Origin of the sequence: Flavihumibacter sp. ZG627 (genome assembly GCF_000814325.1) — a bacterium.
Classification (GTDB): Bacteria; Bacteroidota; Bacteroidia; order Chitinophagales; family Chitinophagaceae; genus Flavihumibacter.
Genome location: NZ_JPHF01000001.1, coordinates 223,452 through 242,058, shown reverse-complemented (window position 1 = coordinate 242,058; position 18,607 = coordinate 223,452). Strand labels below are relative to the sequence as shown.

Sequence of the window (18,607 nt, the reverse complement as noted above, 5' to 3'; positions counted from 1 at the left end):
GTATGCGCAAAGAAGAACTCCTTCCCGAAGTGGTGATCAAATTCGCCGGTGACAGTGGCGATGGTATGCAATTAACTGGTACCCAATTCACCAATAACACCGCGATGCTTGGTATTGATCTGGCAACCTTTCCTGATTTCCCCGCGGAGATCCGGGCACCTCAGGGTACTATCCCGGGAGTGAGCGGTTATCAGTTACGCTTTTCAAGCGACCGCATCTTTACTCCAGGTGATGAATGTGATGTACTGGTAGCCATGAATGCCGCAGCGTTAAAAACCAATTTAAAGTCGATCAAAAAGGGCGGAAAGATCATTGTCAACACAGATGGTTTCGATGCCAAGAATCTTCGCCTGGCCAATTACCCTGATGGTGTTAATCCCATTGAGGATGACAGCCTCTCATCTTATGAGGTGATCAGGATGGATGTGACAAAAATGACAAGGGAATCACTAAAAGATTTTACGCTTGGCACAAAAGAGAAGGACCGTGCAAAGAATATGTTCGTGCTGGGATTTCTTTACTGGATGTACAATCGCGATATGGATAGCAGTATCAAGTTTCTTACTGAAAAATTCAGCAAGAAACCAGATCTTCTTGAGAGCAATATCAGGGTATTGAAAGCAGGGTATAATTTTGCGGATACCACTGAAACATTTACTACCCGTTATAAGGTTGAAAAAGCCAAAATGGAACCCGGTGAATACCGGAGCATCATGGGCAACCAGGCTTTGGCCTATGGCTTGATTGCTGCTTCACAAAAAAGCGGTCTACCGCTATTTCTTGGATCATATCCCATTACTCCGGCTTCTGATATTTTACATGAATTAAGCAGGTATAAAAATTTCGGCGTCCGAACTTTCCAGGCCGAAGATGAGATCGCAGCAATAACTTCTGCTATTGGAGCAGCATACGGAGGTCATTTTGGAATCACCACTACATCGGGTCCGGGTATGGCGTTAAAAACGGAAGCAATGGGATTGGCGGTAATGCTGGAAATTCCTTTGCTCATAATAAATATACAGAGGGGAGGCCCTTCAACCGGACTTCCCACTAAAACAGAACAGAGTGACCTTATGCAAGCCTATTACGGACGTAATGGTGAGTGCCCCATGCCGATAGTAGCAGCGTCAACCCCAAGTGATTGTTTCAGCGCTGTATATGAGGCTGCGCGCATTTCATTACAGCATATGACGCCTGTTATCTTTTTGAGCGATGGATATATTGCCAATGGCGCTGAGCCATGGAAGTTCCCAACTAGTAATGATCTTGCCCCGATTGATGTGAAATTCAAGACGGATCTTGGGCATGGAGAGGAGAAATTTCAACCATATTTGAGGGATGAGAAACTAGTGAGGCCCTGGGCAATTCCGGGTACTGCCGGATTAGAACACAGGGTGGGTGGATTGGAAAAACAGAATATTACGGGTAATATATCCTACGATCCTGAAAACCATCAATTGATGGTGAAAATCAGGCAGGAAAAAGTTGATAAGATCGCTGAATATATTCCGGAGCAAAAGCTTGACAGTGGCCCTGAAAAAGGCCAGATCTTAGTATTGGGATGGGGATCTACTTATGGGGCTATTAAGAGTGCAGTGGCTGAAATGCAGGCCGAAGGGTATTCAGTTAGCCATGCGCATTTACGTCACTTGCGTCCTTTTCCCAGAAACCTTGGAGATATGATCAAAAATTTCGATCATGTACTGATCCCAGAGATCAACAATGGTCAGTTGGTTAAGATCATCCGGGATCAGTACCTGGTTGATGCGAAAGCTTACAATAAGATTATGGGAATTCCGATCACGAAAACAGAATTAATCTTTAAACTACGCGAGATGCTTGGTGGTCTGAATTAAATGATAGTTTCACTGCAAGTCGCTCCAATTCAATACTGATCTTATTTATGTATTCAAACTGGTCGGCAATTGTCTTAAGTTCTGAGAAACGCCTTCTGATACTAGTATCAAGGCTACCCTCCGACAGTTCATGAAGGCGTTGCTGCAACAGTATTTTCAGTTCTTCACGGATCAGGAAGTTTTCCTCATCGTTGGGAGATTTTGAAATAATGTCATCCTTTCTCAGGGTTTGTTCTGCAATTTCCAGATGCTTGCATGAAGCACGGATTATATGCCTGAAATTATCGCTTGCATATTGTTCTGCCAGTTTTCTATATGATGAAAGAGTTGCAATATGTGATGCCAGCATGTGATTGCTAACAACCATCTGGTGAATAACCTGCACTTTCTTTTGCTGCCTTCGCGGCTCATTTAGCATTCGCTGGAATGCATCTGACAGATTTGCCAACTTTACAAAGGCCTCTTTACGATGAAGTTTATAATCCAGATTAGTGAGAGGTTCGTTGATAAAAGGTTTACTTATAAAATTGAAATAATTCCGGATAGCCTTGAGGGTTTCGCGAAGCAGATCCTGGATCTGTTCATGTTCCCAGCGTGGTGGCACTGCAAAGGTGGCAATAAATGCTATGGCAGAACCCGCAATAGTATCAATCAGCCGGTCGCGTAAAACCTCCGTGAAGTCGCCAGGTTTCAGGAAATGAAAGGCTATAAGAATGTAAACGGTCATAGCAATGACACTTACCATATATTTAAGGCGAACCATGCTATAGGCGATGATCATGCCGAGAATTAGTATAGTAAGCAACGCCCTTTCATCTTTAATAAACAGCAGGAAAACAGTCCCGATAACAGCCCCGGCAAAAGTACCTCCCAAACGTTGGAGGTTTCGTTGTTTGGTTAGGCTATAAGCCGGCTTTAAAATTACCAGGATGGTGAGCAATATCCAGTAACCGTGTTCAACCGGCAATACGAGGCTGAGGAAATAGCCAGCAACCAATGATATGGCAACCCGAATGGAATGCCTGAAAATATTGGAATCTGCATTAAGGTTATTCAGCAATAATTTGCTGTTGAAATCGCTTGGTGAAACAAATTTGGAGTATTCAATCTGTCGTTTGAAATTATCACTTATTTTTTGATCAAAGCTGGTATAGCGATGGAGTGTTTCTATGCGGGCATACAGATCTTTAAGGCTATTCAGTATATGACGCATGCCAATAAAGCCTTCTATATTACTATCATCCATAGCCGAAATTCGAAGCTTCAGAAAATTCTCCTCTACGCTTCTGATTTCTCGCTCCAGGTCGGTATCCGGAGATGATGCCTTACCTTCCTGCAGAGCAAGGCCGATATCTTCGGTTTCGGCTGCCAGTTTCAATATTATGTTACGGAAAGCCGGAAGTAGATTGGTGTCATCCATTTGTTCATGCAGTTGCTTATAATCCTGCTGTGAGGTCATTACCCTTTCGAACAAATCAACACTATCAAGGAAAATCATCATCAGGATCCGGCTGGTATGTGTGGATTCCCGAACAATATCGCGGGTTTTGAATAGCATTTCACGTACTAGGTTTTGTTTATTGTGAACCTGAACCTGTTGTTCCAGAATATTCTTGTAGGTATTTTCATAATCAACTCCATTTTCATAGAAGGCGGCTCTGGAACGAAGATAATCGCCTGTAGAGATAAGCGCGTCACCTAATGCTTGTTGGATAAGCTTATAAGGCCGCAGTTTATAAAGCAACAAACTGAGTATGAGGTAGAACAATCCGCCTGCCGCCACGAGGAATGCATTTCGTATAACATCGTCTGTATTATTCCGTTCATCAATACTTAGTATCATAACTAAGAGGCCGGCTACACCAACAGCAGCCACCCTCACGCCATATACGCCAATAATGGAGCAGGCGAATCCCATTACGCCAATCAGCAATGCCAGCAGAACAGGCCAATTCATTGCGAAACCTGTAAGCAAAGCCATAATAAAAATCAGTACCAGGGCTGCAACCATACCATTTTTCCGGTGGTGGATTGGGCCTGTATTATCGGTGAGCGCCACGCACATTGCGCCCAGTCCAAGTGCGATGCCCATGCGTAATTCACCGAAGTAGCTAGCCGTTAACAGGGGTATCATAACGCCAGAGGTTGTGCGCACACCTTCAGATACATAATAGCTGCTGCTGTATTTTTTATACGCGCGGATATAATCGATCATGAATAACTGTTCTCTTATTTATTCCCCATGAATGCGGCAACCCCAAAAGCCAGCACGGCGATGATCAATCCAAACATGAAGACATTATAGGAAATGCGGAGATAATGATATTTTCGTGCCAGCACTTTGCCAAGGTAGTAGATATCTTTAATCATACTACCATAGAGGTATTCAGAGTCCTTCATCATTTCTTTCATAGCCCATTCGTAATCGGGGAGTTCCATCTTGAAAAAGTTTCCGAAGAAGAGGAGATTTACTTTCTTATGGCGAATATCTTCTTCAGAAAAATAACCCTTTGTTACATTTGGCCTGGTGGCAAATATGGCAAATACCACAGCCCCAAGGCAGGAGGACGCAAGCAGAAAAGTGGGTAGAATGAATTGGGGGTAATATTGGAGTTTGCCGAGTAAAACTGAAACAAGGATAGAGAGAACAATTGTATTAACAGAGATCATGATATTAGCCTTACTGTCGGCCATCTGACTGAGGTTAATATGGTTCTCACTCATAATCCTGAACATGGTGGCGATACCTCTCTCGGGCCGGGGATCTGCGAGTTTACTTTTCTTGCTCTTATCCGGATTTGCAGGTGCGCCCGGGGAAAGGGAAGAGTCTGCTACTGGTTTGTGGGCAAGATCAATAACTTCAATACTCACAGGTTTAGAATCTGTAAGAGGAATTTCTTTCCGGCGTTTTGTTCCTTCCTTTTTGGGGGCAATATTCCTTTTAATAACTGGTAAAGGTGGTTGAAGTTCATCGAGATTTTTCTTCTTGCCCGGATCAAGATGATGCCGTGCAAACTCAGTGAAATAGTTGTGTTTTTCCAGAAAGCGGACATTGATTTTTCTCCAGTCCTTTTTAGTGATTTCTTTATCAGTAACTGTATTAATCTCTTTCCTCAGAAGCCGGGTCTGTTCTTCAAAGTGTTCAGTGCCCAGGTGAAAAAGATCTGCATCACAAAGGATTTGTTCAATCAGTTTAAGAGGCGCCTGGGGCATTCGTGTTGCAAGGATGCATCCTTCCACCAGGTTGAATAATTCAGCGCTGATTTTTTCAGGCACCAGGAAATCTCTTGCGATCTCCACACTTGCTAATTCATGTTCCGCATATTGCCTGCTATATCCGGTGTCATGAAACCAGGCAGCGAGCATAAGGGCCAGAAAATCTTCCCCCTCCAATTTGTAATGATCGGCCATCAAACGGGCAGCTTTCGCAACGGCAACGGTATGTAGCAGATCATGGAAATAATATGCTGCCGGAACTTTTTGTTCAAATAACTGGCGCACATATTGTTCCGAAGATTCAAGAATTTTGCTCTGCTGATCCATAATCCGGGTTTGGGCTACTAAATTAAAGCAATTAACCAAGCATTGTGCAGAGTTACTAACTTGCAGTATGCGCAGGATACCCCCTTTAATAACAGTGTTGGCAATATGCATTTTGTCAGTTGCCTGCAACCGTCTGGGAGGGAGATCTTTTGTTCCTGCTTTGGAGGGGTATGAAATGGAGCCTTGCTCAACACTACTGCTTAAAAAATCTTTGCGTGAGATATCAGGCATCAGCTTCCGGTCGCCGGGTGAATTAATTGCAATTAATGATGAATTGGGAGTAGCCTTTTTATTAAATCCACTTACTGGTGACATTGAAAAACGGCCTTTTGGAAAGAAGGCGGATTATGAGGAATTAGTTTACACCCCAGAGGGATATTATGTACTTGAAAGCAATGGCAATCTTCACCTGCTTGATGATGATAATTTTTCGGAGCAGCAGGTTTATTATGGAAGTTTTCCCCGCTATACGGAATTTGAGAGTATGGTATATGACCCTGAACGGAATCAATTATTATTATTTTGCAAAACATGTGGCAGAAATGCCGACACCATTAATGCATGGAGGTTTGATCTTCGCACTCACAGCTACCTTGAAGAACCTGCTTTTTCGATTCCGATACGAACCATTCGAAGTATGGGAAAAGATGATACCATTGAATGCCAACCCTCAGCAGCAGCATTCCACCCTTTGACAAAGAGAATATATATAATTGCCTCAATCGGGAAAGTGTTATTGGAGTGTGCGCCCAATGGAAAGCTGGAAGCGGTATATAATATCAATGGCGATTTATTTCAGCAGCCGGAGGCCATTTGTTTTGCGCCTAATGGTGATATGTATATTGCCAATGAAGGTCGCCAATCCAAGGCCTCTTTACTATTTTTTCCTTATCGAAAAGCAGTTGTGATCACAGAAACAAAACAGCCATGAAAAAGCTTTTCAGTTTCTCATTTGCTATAATGTTACAGCTCACAATGCTGCATGTGGAGGCGCAGACTCTCAGTGGAAGAGGAAAGATTTTTCCCGATTCTGTAACCGTTATAGCTGCTCCTGCTTATAAAGCTGGTCCATTTAAAAAATGGTTGTTGGGAGCTAATTATCGTCCTGAATGGATTAGTCCGGTAAGGGTTCCGGTGCTGGATATCCGCACACAATTTGGAGGATTAAAGCCGGTAAAACAGGGAGGCGGAATGCAATCGCGATCATTAAGACTTGAAGACAGTTCAGGAAAAGAATATGCTTTGCGAAGCGTGGAAAAATATCCGGATAAGACTTTACCAGAAAACTTACGCGAAACGTTCATTAAAGATGCGGTGGTGGATGGCATATCTGCTTCTTATCCCTTTGCAGCCTTATCGGTTCCACCTTTAGCGGCAGCAGCCGGTATTCCACACCTGGTACCTAAATTGTATTATGTGCCCGATGATACAGCTTTGGGCATCTATCAAAAGACATTTGCCAATGGTCTTTTCCTGCTTGAACCACGTGAACCCGAGGGAGTTTCGAAGACCTGGAACAGCGAGAATTTACTGGAGGAGTTGTTGGAAGACAATGATAACAGGGTAAACCAGCGTGCGGTACTTGTGGCAAGGACCCTTGACATGTTTATTATGGATTTTGACCGGCATGAGGATCAATGGCGATGGGGCCGGAATAAAACAAGTGACGAAACCATTTATTACCCGATACCCCGCGACCGCGACCAGCCATTTTTTATAAACAATGGTTTCCTTCCTGGCATTATCAGCAGAAATTGGTTACAACCAAAGTTTCAGGGTTTCCACGCCAGAGCAAGAGATATAAGGACCTTTAATTTCAATGCTCGTTTTTTTGACCGACTTTACCTGAATGAACCCGATGAGGCAACCTGGAAAGTTACCGTTGATGAATTCCTGAAACGCATGACCGACAGCGTTATTGATGCCGCCATTCAGGAGCAGCCAGGGGAAATAAGAATGTTGCACGGTATGGATATTGGATCCAAACTGAAACAACGTAGAAAACATCTCTCTGATGAAATGCTTGAATATTATCGCTTTCTTTCAAAGATCATCACACTAACGGGATCGAATGAGCGCGAATGGTTTGAACTTGAATGGCAGCAGGATGGCATGCTACTGGTACAGATGTTTAATATAAATAAACAGGGACAACGGTCAAGGAAATTATATGAGAGGAAGATCGACCCGGAGCTAACCAATGAACTAAGGTTGTATGGAATGAATGGTGATGATATCTTTCATTTGGAAGGCGAATCTACCCATGGGCCCATTGTACGAATTATCAGTGGAAAAGGTAAAGACAGTCTGATGTCTGACAAACTGGTGGCCCGACCAAAGAATATCCGTTGGTATGATCATCTTGCTGAAGCCAATTTTAGTGATCTGGGCAAAGAATTTCGCAGGAATTTTTCCTCTGATACTACCATACATGCATATTCGCCGAGGAGCTTCAGGTACAATGTTACTGCTCCCCTCTTGTCAGTGGCATTCAATCCTGATGATGGCATTTTCCTGGGGGCAGGATTTCGCAGGATACGCCATGGATTTCGTAAAGAACCTTATGCGATCCGGCAAATATTAACAGGCAATCATGCGCTGGGTTCCGGGGCATACAGTTTCAGATACCAATTGGATGCGGTGGACATTATTCCTGTACCATTTAGCACTCACAGAAAACTTGATCTGAGGGTTGCGGCAAATCTGAAGGCGCCCAATTATGTCCAGAATTTTTTTGGTTATGGCAATGAAACCTTGTTTCCGGATACGGGCAGCAAGAAAATCAGTTATTACCGTAGTAGATTCAATCTGGCAGAATTCGGCGCTCACCTGAAAGCAAATCCAGGCAAATCATTTTGCCTCCTTCTGGGCCCTGTTTTTCAACATTACCGTATAGATGAAGATGATAATAAAGGAAAATATCTTGATGACCCAAATGGTGGATTAGATCCTGGATCAGGACTGGACCCAGAAAGATTGTTTTCGAAGAAGTCTTATGTGGGAATTCAGCTACAAACAAATCTTGATACTCGCAACCATGAGGCCATGCCGGGAAGAGGAATTAAGTGGTCTAATATAATTAACTGGGCAGATGGCCTGGGTAGGAACGCATTTTCATTCAGCCAATTGAATACCGACTTTTCAGTTTATACAACGCTCCATAAAAAAAGCGAATTGGTATTGGCTGGGCGTGTTGGCGGTGGAATAAACGGAGGAAAACCTGAATTCTTTCAATCGCAGTTCCTGGGAGGCTCAGAAAACCTTCGGGGTTTTCGTAAATACCGTTTTGCAGGCAAAAAAATGTTTTATAATAATTTCGACCTTCGTTTAAAGCTGGCCTATATAAAAGGCTATATCCTGCCGGGAACATTGGGAATCCTGGCCTTTCATGATATAGGAAGGGTTTGGGTGAAAGGAGAAAATTCTGACAAATGGCATCGGGGCTATGGAGCTGGGGTTTGGCTGGCTCCTGCCGGCGCATTTGTTGTTACTGCTAATTATGCATGGTCTGATGATGGTGGTATCCCCTTTATTTCACTGGGATACCAGTTTTAATCATTGATGTTCCTTAACCTCAAGAGTTGAAACTGATTCATTTCTTGCAGGGCCTTCCATATTGATCCCTACACGAAGTGCTTTAAGTCCGATGACTCCCTGCAATTCCTCCAATTCCAGTTGTTCGAGATCTTTGAGAAGCAATCCCTGATTTTGGAGGAATTCAATGTAATCGAGGTATTCAGCTGCTTCGCGAGGCTGTGAAAAAACGATAGCCAGTTTGCCTGTTTGAGTCAATCGCTCATTAGAATCTTTCAGGTGAACTTTATCAATTCTTTTTTTAATGATTTCGTAGCGCATATTATAGGCCCCTTCCACATCGAATTTTCGTTCGGCAGTCCGGAAACTGATGGAGATGGGAAGACTATGTGCCAGTATCAGTTGTGTAGTTTGAAGAGGCTTGCTTAACCTCTGCTGCAATTCATTCACAATTTTTGCGGCACGGGTAAGTGTGGTGAGTTGCCACATCTTGAGGTTCTTGAGGTAGAAAGTATCAAATGGATGTTCGGGTGAGATTGACTGCCCTATATACATATTAAAATCTACACCGTCTGTTACGAAACGTTCAAAATAATGAGGATAAATCTTCTGCGCCTGCTCTTGTTCCTGGTCGAGGAATCTGGCTATTTCCTGATTAATAAGTGTTATGCTTTCTTCATATTTATGCCTGTTTTCCACAAGTAGCCTGATCCGGGGATCAATACGCGACAGATAAATATCTATATCATTTGAAACAGTTGGAAGCACAACTTTGAGATGCTCAAATAATTCGATTACTTCATTTTTCAGGAATTTATCGATGATCAGTTCATCTCCTGAAAAGAGAATATTTGAAACGTTGTACAAATACTTATCAATGCGGTAAGAAACCTCCTGCAATATTGGTAAGGGACTGATCTCCTGAGCTTTGCGAACAATTTTACCAGCTAAATTTAGTTGTTCAATCAGATCTAGCTGGATAGCTTTTACCCGCTCTATTGAAGAATTGCGAATATCGACGGCGCCATATAAGGGGAAGACATGATCGAAAAAAATAGGTTCGATCTTCGCTTTTATGCCATTCTTTTTATTGGTCAGGTAATGAACAGCTGCTTCTGTAAATTTCCATTCAACGGAAGATTGTACTGCCGTAAAATGCTTTTTAATGATCTTATCTACTTCATTACTAAGTATTTCAGCACCTTTCTCTATTGCCAGGACAAACAAAGGCAGGGCAGGATTCAATTGCGCCAGATGCTGTCGTTGTATCTTGCCTTCCTGCGGATGTACCACTGATAAAACTCCCAGCAGTTTACCCTTTGATTTTAATGGATAAAAAGCAGCGCTATAATAACCCTGATGGGGGAGCCTTGACAGAAAAGGATGATCGAGAATCTGTTTTGCATTTATTTCACTGAAAAGCACCGGTGTTTCGCTTTCGCGGAACAATTCCAGGAATTCTTTACAGAGTGATTCACGGATGGAAATACCCTGTTCAGAATTTGTAACCATCATACTATGGCCACCAAACTGTTCGGATAAAAAATAGTTATCGTTAATACGGAAGAACGGCGTTATTCCCATATCCAATTCAGGCATTCCCATTAAGGCTCTAACCTGTTCCTGGAGTTCTGAAAAAACTTCTTCATCCTCATAAGAGCGGGCTTCGAGAAGGATAGATTTGATATTATTGATCACTTCTCTTTGAGTAACATCCCTTAAGCGCACAATTGTCAGGCCCTCAAACTGGAAATTACCCAGTGGCAGCAAATCCTTTAACTGGTTCATTTTGCCGAGTTCGGCAATATTACAACAGTGAAGACTGTTACCGATTTCAGGTAAAGGTGCAAGAGACTTTACATCAATAAAAGTGGTATCCAGTTCCAGTTCAATATAATTAATCATACCATTTACCGGGTTGCGATAATGGTGAATGGCTGTTACATTCCCATGGATTTCCTGTCCGTAAAATTTGGATAGGATCAGTTTATAGGCAACAGAACATTTGTCTTCGGATAATGGTTGCTGGTAAGGGATGTCGGGCATGGAAAGTATCTCACCCTTTTCATCCATAAATTGTTTACGAAAAAGTGCGCTGGCGAATATTATTTTATAGGAAAATGGAATTGCTACAGCATAAAGATCTTTGTCTTCCGAATAAGAAATCGGAAAGATGGTGCTTATGAGAATATCAATCCACTCAGCATGTTCGGTGAGAAGTTCCGGGCTATCTATGGGCAGGAGAAGTTCCGGATGTTTTAATACCCTTTCCAACAAGTTCTGGTAAAGCTTTTGTTTACCTGCACTACCTTCTGCAGCGCTTCTTTTCCATGCTTCAATGAGGGGCGCAAAAGAAAGCTTACTATTTAAAACCATTTCGTCTGATTCTTTACATTCCATAGTGTTGCTTTATTGCTTAACAAAGAAATGGTAGTAAAGTTAGCGAATATTAATCCTGAAAACTTAGCTCATAGGAAGGTAATTATCGTCATACATCCAGAAAAGAATAGGCTTAGGACTACGATCTATCATATTCCCAACTTGTTTCAGCATATCGGGAGAAACGGAAGGGCAACCCTCACTTTGCCAGATTGGAAAATTAGTTTCCATATCAGGAATGGTTCCCATTGCATGTAAAACTATGGCTCGCTGGAAGGCTTTACTATTAGATTCTTCCAGACCAAAAAGCCGGTATGAATGCCCAAAAGCGCCATTATATGATTTTCCCACTTTATAGATACCCAATGAGCTCAGATTACTACCGGGAGTGTTAGAATAATCTTTATCCAGATTAAGTTTTTCCCGGCCCCTGCCCTGTGCAAGAAGGGAGGTTTTTTCAATCCTCATGGTTTTGAGGTTCACGATAAAAAAGCGGTTCTTATTTGATTTCACACTCATATCAGCCAAAAACGCGATATCAGTATTGTAGCCATTCTTTTTTGCCATTGCGGCCAGCTGCTTTGCTTTGCGAATGAGTTCAGGTCTGTCGGCAGATTCTTCTCCAAGTTCTTGAGAAAAGCCATCCCAGAAGGGTGGAACATATTTAAAAAGACTGGCTTTAACCGCAGCTTTACCCCTAAAAGCGTAGAATTTCTCTTCCGCTTTGACAACAGTTTCCGCTTTTTCAGATTCGATTACGTCAGCTTTCTCCAGTTCTTCGCGGGCAGCAGCATCTTCTTCTTCATTATCATGAGGAAATTTCTTTCCGGTATTTGTATTGGATGTATTGACGGCAAATTCAGTAGTTGCGAAGTCTTCTACGATCCTTTTAGGCCTGATAGACGCCGCGACAGCGCTCGCTTCTCTCACAACTGGTGTGGTTATTTTTATTTGAAGCTCGCTTGCTTTAAGCTTTGCCGCTTTTTGTGTTGTGGCGATACTGCCACCGGGAACTTTCAAGGTTCGGGTTGGTTTGATATAAGGGTGAATGTCACTGGAAATCTCTTCTGAAGAAGCAGGAATTGCATCGGCTTCAGTGAGATATTGCTCAGCTATTTGTTCTCCTGGTTCGGGAGTTTTTTCCACTTTTGCTAAAACCGGGGCCTTTTCCTGTTTTGATGCGAGGATCTCAACCGATTTTTTTTCTTTTTTGTCGGCTTTCAGGTTAGCAGCTACAGCCATTTTATTGACAATAGCAATTTTGGCAGGAGTTTTGACCTCCAAACCCGGAAGCTCAGAAGTTTTATAATCTAACAGAGCTGACGAATAAATTGAATCCTGAAATGCAGGAGCTTGTGGATCAAAGGAAAACAGGTCGGAAGGCGTAAAGTAAGCCGCAATAAGCAGGCAGCCGCCAATTCCAGCTACGTATAGCTTTGCTTTCATAGATGTGTACGTTTTCGTTTTAATAGAATGCGGGATCAGGTAAGTTTTAAAACGTAAAATCTTCCTTTTTTATGCAGGACTTCTCTCCAAAAATGCATGAAAATTCCCCATAGTAATTCTACTATTTTTCACATCTAATTGTTAATCAACAAATTGCGATTTGAAGTTGGTATTATTGGCAGATTTCAAGGCTGGAATATTTTTCCATAAGTAACAGAAACCCAGGATCTACCGTTGTGAGGCCTTGGGCAATGACTGGTAGTATCGGCATATTTCTTTAAGGCCACAAATTGTACATTGCGGGGAACGGGCAGTGCAAACATACCTACCATGGAGAATAAGCCAGTGATGTGCTTTATATACAAGTTGTTGGGGTAAATGCCGAATCAGCTGCTTTTCCGCTGACAGGGGTGTTTTTGCGTTCCGGGTAAGTCCGATGCGAGCAGCAACGCGAAACACATGTGTATCAACAGCCATATTAGGCTGGGAATCAATTACGGATGTAATAACATTGGCTGTTTTACGTCCAACCCCAGGCAAAAGAACCAATTCATCAACTGTCATTGGGACCTCACCACTGAATTTTTCCATAAGCATTTTGCCCAGTCCAACCAGATGTTTTGCTTTGTTATTGGGGTATGAAATACTTTTTATGAGGGAAAACACCTCATCTATGGAACCCTCTGCAAGGGAAGCAGGATCCGGAAAGCGTTGGAAAAGGGCGGGAGTGGTTAGATTAACCCGTTTATCGGTGCACTGGGCTGACAAAACAACGGCCACCAATAGCTGGAACGGGTTGTCATAGAACAATTCCGTTTCGGCATTGGGGGCCTTTTGTTGAAAATACTCGATTAATCTCTGGTACCTTTCTCTTATAGTCATGCACCTGTTTCCACTGCTTCCCTGGCATAATTCAACACGTTTAGAACAACCTCCATGCGGGGCGATTCTAGTGGTTGATCCAGTAAAGTGATGGATTCCTTAAGGGTTGCTAACTTTTCCTGGAGTTCCCAGTCATTTTTCAAAGCAGCTTCGATAGCTTCATTTTGTGCGAGGGAAGTTTCCTTGTAGAGATACAATAACAGATCTTCCTGTGTAAAGATTGCCATAATCAAACCATTTTATTTGTCCAGTAAATATCCCGGGGTCCAATCCGGGGTTTCGTCCATTGATATAAACGACATCAAATGGGTAATATTGCCTTAACCAAAAAATAATTTAGTGCGTCTTGGATTCACCGATAATATAGAGATCCTCATCATCCCTTTTCATGCGGTAGCGTTCCCTGGCATATTTTTCGAGAAGCAGGGGATCATTCTGTAATTTATCAAGTTCCGCACGGGTTTCCGCGATTTTTTCCTCATAATACATCTTACTGTGCTTCAGGTCATTAAGTTCCTTTTTATACCGGAAGTGGGTAGTAATAATATCCCGGTCATCAAAGAAAACCATCCAGACAGCAAATACCGCCACTGCCAGGATATATTTATTCCGGAGCAATGGCGGTATCTGGTTGAAGATTTTATTCATTATAATAGAGATTGGCCATAGCGTTATTTTCCGAATTTAAGATTTTTCGGGTATACGGCCGTTTCTGCCAACAATTCTTCTATACGTATCAGTTGGTTATACTTTGCCATACGATCTGTACGGCTTGCAGAACCGGTTTTGATTTGTCCGCAGTTCAATGCGACAGCGAGATCTGCGATAGTGGTGTCCTCCGTTTCTCCACTCCTATGGCTCATAATAGTGTTATAACCATTGTGTTGCGCCAGGGTTACAGCATTGATCGTTTCAGTAATGGTTCCTATTTGATTTACTTTCACCAGAAGACCATTCCCAATTTTTTTGTCAATTCCCTGTTGCAGGCGCTCAACATTCGTTACAAAGAGGTCATCACCAACAAGCTGACATTTTGTTCCTACAGCTTCAGTCAGTGCTTTCCAACCATTCCAATCATCTTCGGCCATACCATCTTCAATTGAGGCAATAGGGTATTGCTTTACCCATGATTCCCAATATTTTACGAGCTGATCTGAACTCATTTTTTTACCATCGCTCTTATGGAAAACGTATTTTTTGGCTTTAGCATCCCAGAGTTCACTATTGGCTGCGTCCATGGCTATCATGATTTGTGAGCCCGTTTTGTATCCGGCAGCGGTGATTGCTTCCAGCACTGTTTCTATGGCCTCTTCATTACTTTGAATATTCGGAGCAAATCCACCTTCATCACCCACGTTAGTGCTATAACCTTTTTTCTTGAGTACGTTTTTCAGGGTATGAAAGATCTCTACTCCCCAACGAAGGCCTTCTGAAAAGTCAGGGGCGCCAACTGGCATGATCATAAATTCCTGGAAATCGATCTTGTTATCGGCATGGGCGCCACCATTGACGATATTCATCATAGGAACGGGGAGGGTTTTGGCGTTGGTTCCCCCGATGTACCGGTAAAGGGGAAGAGCCGCTTCAAGGGCAGCTGCTTTTGCCGCGGCCATACTAACTGCCAGAATTGCATTGGCACCCAGTTTTCCTTTGTTTGGAGTACCGTCCAACTGAATCATCAGGTTATCAATTCCTGCCTGGTCTGAAACATCCCATCCCAAAAGTTTATCGGAGATGATCGAATTGACGTTTTTAACGGCTTTAAGAACACCTTTACCTACATATTTTTTCTTATCATTATCGCGTAATTCCACGGCCTCATGAATGCCAGTACTGGCTCCACTCGGAACAGAAGCCCGTCCAAGGGCACCTTCATCTGTAATCACATCTACTTCAACAGTTGGATTTCCGCGGCTGTCGAGGATCTGCCGGGCATGTACTTCAGAAATGTAGCTCATTTTTTAGCTTTTGGTTTTGTTATGAATGGGTACATAGCAAGCGAAACAAATGTAAGGATAGTTTAGGGGAATTATTGCTTAATAGACTTGTAGATCACTTCATGAACTTTTGGGCGAACACTCATCCTCAGAAACTTATTGGGATCTCCGTTATTGTTCACCCGATTGCTCAGGAAGATATAGGTAAGATTATATTTGGGGTCTATCCATACGCAGGTGCCAGTAAATCCAGTGTGACCATATGTTTCCGGGGAAGCGGAAGCGGAAGGATATGGCTCTTCACGGATATGGTTATCTTTTTCAGGTTTATCAAATCCAAGACCCCGGCGACTATTTTTTGTATTATACGCGGTGAATAAGTTGACAGTGGAGGGCTTAAAGAATTGGATACCATTAATGGTGCCTTTATTGAGCAGTAACTGACTGAGTACGGCTATTTCATAAGCATTGCTGAATAATCCGGCGTGGCCGGCCACACCTCCGAACATGGCTGCACCAGGATCATGTACATCGCCCTGAATCAATTGTTTGCGAAAGATTGTCTCTTCTTCGGTGGGGGCAGAATAGGATGCCGGAAAGCGGGTTCTGGGAGTAAATCCGGTAGCGTTCAGTTGAAGGGGCTGGTAAAAAGTTTCGCGGGTATACGCGTCTAAAGACTTACCGCTGATAGCTTCTACGATCTTACCCAGAAATATAAAATCATTGTCACTATATATATATTTACCCCTTGGACCGAGTTCACTCTGAAGGATACGCGCATAAAGGGTATCATTCCAGTCTGCACGCATATACAGATTTTCAGCAACTCTTACTGAAAAAACGGAATCAGGGCGGAAGGCATAAATTGACCCGTTGGGGGAGCCATCCAGTGGATTGATGGTTTCCCGGTAAAAAGGTATGAATGATTTTAATCCGCCTTCGTGCATAAGAAGGTCTTTGATCATAATTCCGGCTTTATCACTGCCTTTGGTCCAGGGAAGATAATCTCCTATCCGCCTGTGAATATCAAGCCTTCCTTCTTCATAAAGCTTCATCACCGATAAGGTTGTTGCCATCACTTTTGTTACAGAAGCCATATCATAGAGGGTTTCGCAATACACCCGGGTGGAATCGGTATAGGAATAGGTACCGAATGATCTTTCGTATGCAATCTTACCATCGCGGGCAACAAGTACTACACAGCCGGGAATTGCCTTTTGAGCAATGGCGTCCTCACAAATGGAGTCAATTTGCGAAAGCATATTCAGATCCAGATTCAGGTTTCCGGGCCATGATTCGGGGAGTAGGCGTTGTTGTACAAGGCCAGAACCTGAGGGCAATCCTTCGCAAACAGTTACCGGAAGTTTGCCTTTTGCGCTGAATTTACCATTCAGTATATCGGCGGCGGTTTCATGGGTAATAGGATCGTCATCATATGCAGCAATCAATACTTTACCTGAACAGCTGTTACGCATTGCATATGGGTTGCCAAAATAGACTGTCACTGTTTGGTGTTGCTGCTGTAGTTGGGTGGCAAGATAAACAGCGGCTTCACTGATCCCGAAATTCCGGGCGGGCACCCTGTTGTATCCGTGCATTGACAAAACCACTACGTCGTAATCATTTTTCAGCACCTGGAGAAGGGCATCTGCCTTTTCCCTACCCCTGGTATAATCGAAATAATAGGTATGCGCGTCGTAATCTGAGCGCATGCGTGCCGAAAAAAGGTTGTCCTTTTTTAATCCTATCCCAACAAATGCAACCCGCCTGTTAGTACCCGCAGTAAGAGGGAAAATAGCACTGTTGTCATTCCTCAGCAGGGTTATTGCATCCTCCGCCACTCTGCGGCGCAGGGTACTGATACCTTTATTTAAGTCTTCCGTAAGATTCTGTGTACTAACCGGCGACCAGTTTGCCAATCCATATTGGTACTTGGCAAGAAGTACCTTCTTGACCCGCAGATTAAGGTCTTTCCAGTTCAACTGGCGCTTTTTTATCGCTTTTTTGATTGCAGCTATGCTACCGGGCACATCACCCGGAAGGCAGAGCATATCATTGCCAGCGATCAGGGCCCTTGCGGAGGCTTCCCCTTTGGGAAAGAATTTTGCTACCCCCTGCATTTCGAGTGCATCGGTGAAAGTGATGCCCTGGAAGCCTAACTGCTCCCGGAGCAGGTGGGTTACATTATTGACAGAAAGAGTTGTGGGCAGGTTTGGCGTTTTATCGATTGCGGGAACAGACAAATGGGCCACCATCACGCTACCAACACCTGCCTTTATAAGTTCACGGAAAGGGTACAGTTCCAACGAATCGAGTTCGGTTCTGGATTTATTAATGACCGGCAGGTCATGATGTGAATCGACTGACACATCCCCGTGCCCCGGAAAATGCTTGGCACTAGCCATAACACCATTATCCTGCATGCCCTTCATATACTGGAGGGCAAAATTTGTCACTTTTTTTTTGTCTTCACCAAAAGATCTTTCATTAATTACGGGATTATCAGGATTATTATTGATATCCACTACCGGGGCATAATTAACCTGGATGCCTGCCCTGCGGCATTGGTCGGCAACCAATTTGCCATATTCATACATCAAACCAGGGTTTTGCATGGCCCCGAGCATCATTTGGCGGGGGAGCGATTGTACACTATCGAATCTCATACCGAGTCCCCATTCACCATCAACGGTAACCAAAATAGGGGTTCTGGCAATGGACTGAAGGTGGTTAACTCTTTGAGCATGTTGAAGGGGTCCGCCCTGGAACAGGCAGATACTCCCGATATTGTATTTCCTGACAAGTTCTTCTACTTCCTTATCAAAAAACACAGGCCGACCATTTTTCAAGCCCGACATCCTCACGACCATAAGCTGGGCGATCTTTTGATTTTCCGAAAGGGTATTAAAAACACTATCCACCCATTTTTCGGCCGATAAGTTTGTATTCTTCTGGGCTGATACTGATCCTGAAAATGTGAGGGCGATAATAAAGGCAAACCAATAATTCTTCATATTCCATCTGCTGTAG

The 18,607-nt window shown here is 43.2% G+C and carries 12 protein-coding genes; 3 read left to right on the top strand and 9 right to left on the bottom strand.

Features of this window, described 5'->3' with window-relative positions:
* Positions 1 to 2: 2 nt before the first annotated feature.
* Complete coding sequence (locus HY58_RS01020) at positions 3 to 1,856, top strand: 2-oxoacid:acceptor oxidoreductase subunit alpha (protein ID WP_039126439.1); 1,854 nt, start codon at positions 3 to 5, stop codon at positions 1,854 to 1,856.
* Here HY58_RS01020 and HY58_RS01015 read toward each other — a convergent pair.
* Entirely contained in the window at positions 1,822 to 4,071 is a 2,250-nt protein-coding gene (locus HY58_RS01015) for an FUSC family membrane protein (protein WP_052323727.1), read from the bottom strand. The two genes, HY58_RS01020 and HY58_RS01015, sit on opposite strands and share 35 nt — an antisense overlap.
* A gap of 14 nt (positions 4,072 to 4,085) precedes the next feature.
* On the bottom strand, positions 4,086 to 5,399 hold the full coding sequence (locus tag HY58_RS01010) for a Pycsar system effector family protein (protein ID WP_039127729.1): 1,314 nt from the start codon (positions 5,397 to 5,399) through the stop codon (positions 4,086 to 4,088).
* 67 nt (positions 5,400 to 5,466) lie between these two features.
* Between HY58_RS01010 and HY58_RS19295 the strand changes: the two genes are divergently transcribed.
* Together HY58_RS19295 and HY58_RS01000 are read left to right on the top strand one after the other, a co-directional pair.
* Positions 5,467 to 6,330 carry a hypothetical protein gene (locus HY58_RS19295; RefSeq protein ID WP_172644580.1) on the top strand — a complete coding sequence of 288 codons (864 nt, stop codon included), beginning with the start codon at positions 5,467 to 5,469 and terminating at the stop codon, positions 6,328 to 6,330.
* Positions 6,327 to 8,954: a BamA/TamA family outer membrane protein gene (locus tag HY58_RS01000; RefSeq protein WP_052323725.1), complete on the top strand. Its 2,628-nt coding sequence runs from the start codon at positions 6,327 to 6,329 to the stop codon at positions 8,952 to 8,954. Before HY58_RS19295 ends, HY58_RS01000 begins: the two co-directional genes overlap by 4 nt.
* Here the strand turns inward: HY58_RS01000 and HY58_RS00995 are convergent, their stop codons facing one another.
* The 7 genes from HY58_RS00995 to HY58_RS00965 form a co-directional block, all read right to left on the bottom strand.
* Positions 8,955 to 11,333 carry a GAF domain-containing protein gene (locus HY58_RS00995; RefSeq protein WP_039126433.1) on the bottom strand — a complete coding sequence of 793 codons (2,379 nt, stop codon included), beginning with the start codon at positions 11,331 to 11,333 and terminating at the stop codon, positions 8,955 to 8,957.
* A 63-nt stretch (positions 11,334 to 11,396) separates the two neighbouring features.
* Positions 11,397 to 12,758: a murein L,D-transpeptidase catalytic domain-containing protein gene (locus tag HY58_RS19290; protein ID WP_052323724.1), complete on the bottom strand. Its 1,362-nt coding sequence runs from the start codon at positions 12,756 to 12,758 to the stop codon at positions 11,397 to 11,399.
* 228 nt (positions 12,759 to 12,986) lie between these two features.
* A complete protein-coding gene (gene nth / locus HY58_RS00985; protein WP_039126430.1) occupies positions 12,987 to 13,640 on the bottom strand; it encodes an endonuclease III in 654 nt (217 codons plus the stop codon).
* The gene (locus tag HY58_RS00980) at positions 13,637 to 13,867 is read right to left on the bottom strand and encodes a hypothetical protein (RefSeq protein ID WP_039126426.1); all 231 of its coding nucleotides are present in this window, start codon (positions 13,865 to 13,867) and stop codon (positions 13,637 to 13,639) included. Before HY58_RS00980 ends, nth begins: the two co-directional genes overlap by 4 nt.
* Positions 13,868 to 13,976: 109 nt before the next feature.
* Positions 13,977 to 14,288 (bottom strand): septum formation initiator family protein, encoded by a 312-nt coding sequence (locus tag HY58_RS00975; RefSeq protein WP_039126423.1) that lies wholly within the window; start codon positions 14,286 to 14,288, stop codon positions 13,977 to 13,979.
* A 23-nt stretch (positions 14,289 to 14,311) separates the two neighbouring features.
* Entirely contained in the window at positions 14,312 to 15,598 is a 1,287-nt protein-coding gene (gene eno, locus HY58_RS00970; protein WP_039126421.1) for a phosphopyruvate hydratase, read from the bottom strand.
* A 71-nt stretch (positions 15,599 to 15,669) separates the two neighbouring features.
* Complete coding sequence (locus HY58_RS00965) at positions 15,670 to 18,591, bottom strand: glycoside hydrolase family 3 N-terminal domain-containing protein (protein WP_039126419.1); 2,922 nt, start codon at positions 18,589 to 18,591, stop codon at positions 15,670 to 15,672.
* Positions 18,592 to 18,607: the final 16 nt, after the last annotated feature.

Excerpts from the sequence above, each read along its gene's own strand:
- HY58_RS01020 (WP_039126439.1), top strand. The coding sequence starts at position 3 with ATGCGCAAAGAAGAACTCCTTCCCGAAGTGGTGATCAAATTCGCCGGT.
- HY58_RS01015 (WP_052323727.1), bottom strand. The coding sequence starts at position 4,071 with ATGATCGATTATATCCGCGCGTATAAAAAATACAGCAGCAGCTATTAT.
- HY58_RS01010 (WP_039127729.1), bottom strand. The coding sequence starts at position 5,399 with ATGGATCAGCAGAGCAAAATTCTTGAATCTTCGGAACAATATGTGCGC.
- HY58_RS19295 (WP_172644580.1), top strand. The coding sequence starts at position 5,467 with ATGCGCAGGATACCCCCTTTAATAACAGTGTTGGCAATATGCATTTTG.
- HY58_RS01000 (WP_052323725.1), top strand. The coding sequence starts at position 6,327 with ATGAAAAAGCTTTTCAGTTTCTCATTTGCTATAATGTTACAGCTCACA.
- HY58_RS00995 (WP_039126433.1), bottom strand. The coding sequence starts at position 11,333 with ATGGAATGTAAAGAATCAGACGAAATGGTTTTAAATAGTAAGCTTTCT.
- HY58_RS19290 (WP_052323724.1), bottom strand. The coding sequence starts at position 12,758 with ATGAAAGCAAAGCTATACGTAGCTGGAATTGGCGGCTGCCTGCTTATT.
- nth (WP_039126430.1), bottom strand. The coding sequence starts at position 13,640 with ATGACTATAAGAGAAAGGTACCAGAGATTAATCGAGTATTTTCAACAA.
- HY58_RS00980 (WP_039126426.1), bottom strand. The coding sequence starts at position 13,867 with ATGGCAATCTTTACACAGGAAGATCTGTTATTGTATCTCTACAAGGAA.
- HY58_RS00975 (WP_039126423.1), bottom strand. The coding sequence starts at position 14,288 with ATGAATAAAATCTTCAACCAGATACCGCCATTGCTCCGGAATAAATAT.
- eno (WP_039126421.1), bottom strand. The coding sequence starts at position 15,598 with ATGAGCTACATTTCTGAAGTACATGCCCGGCAGATCCTCGACAGCCGC.
- HY58_RS00965 (WP_039126419.1), bottom strand. The coding sequence starts at position 18,591 with ATGAAGAATTATTGGTTTGCCTTTATTATCGCCCTCACATTTTCAGGA.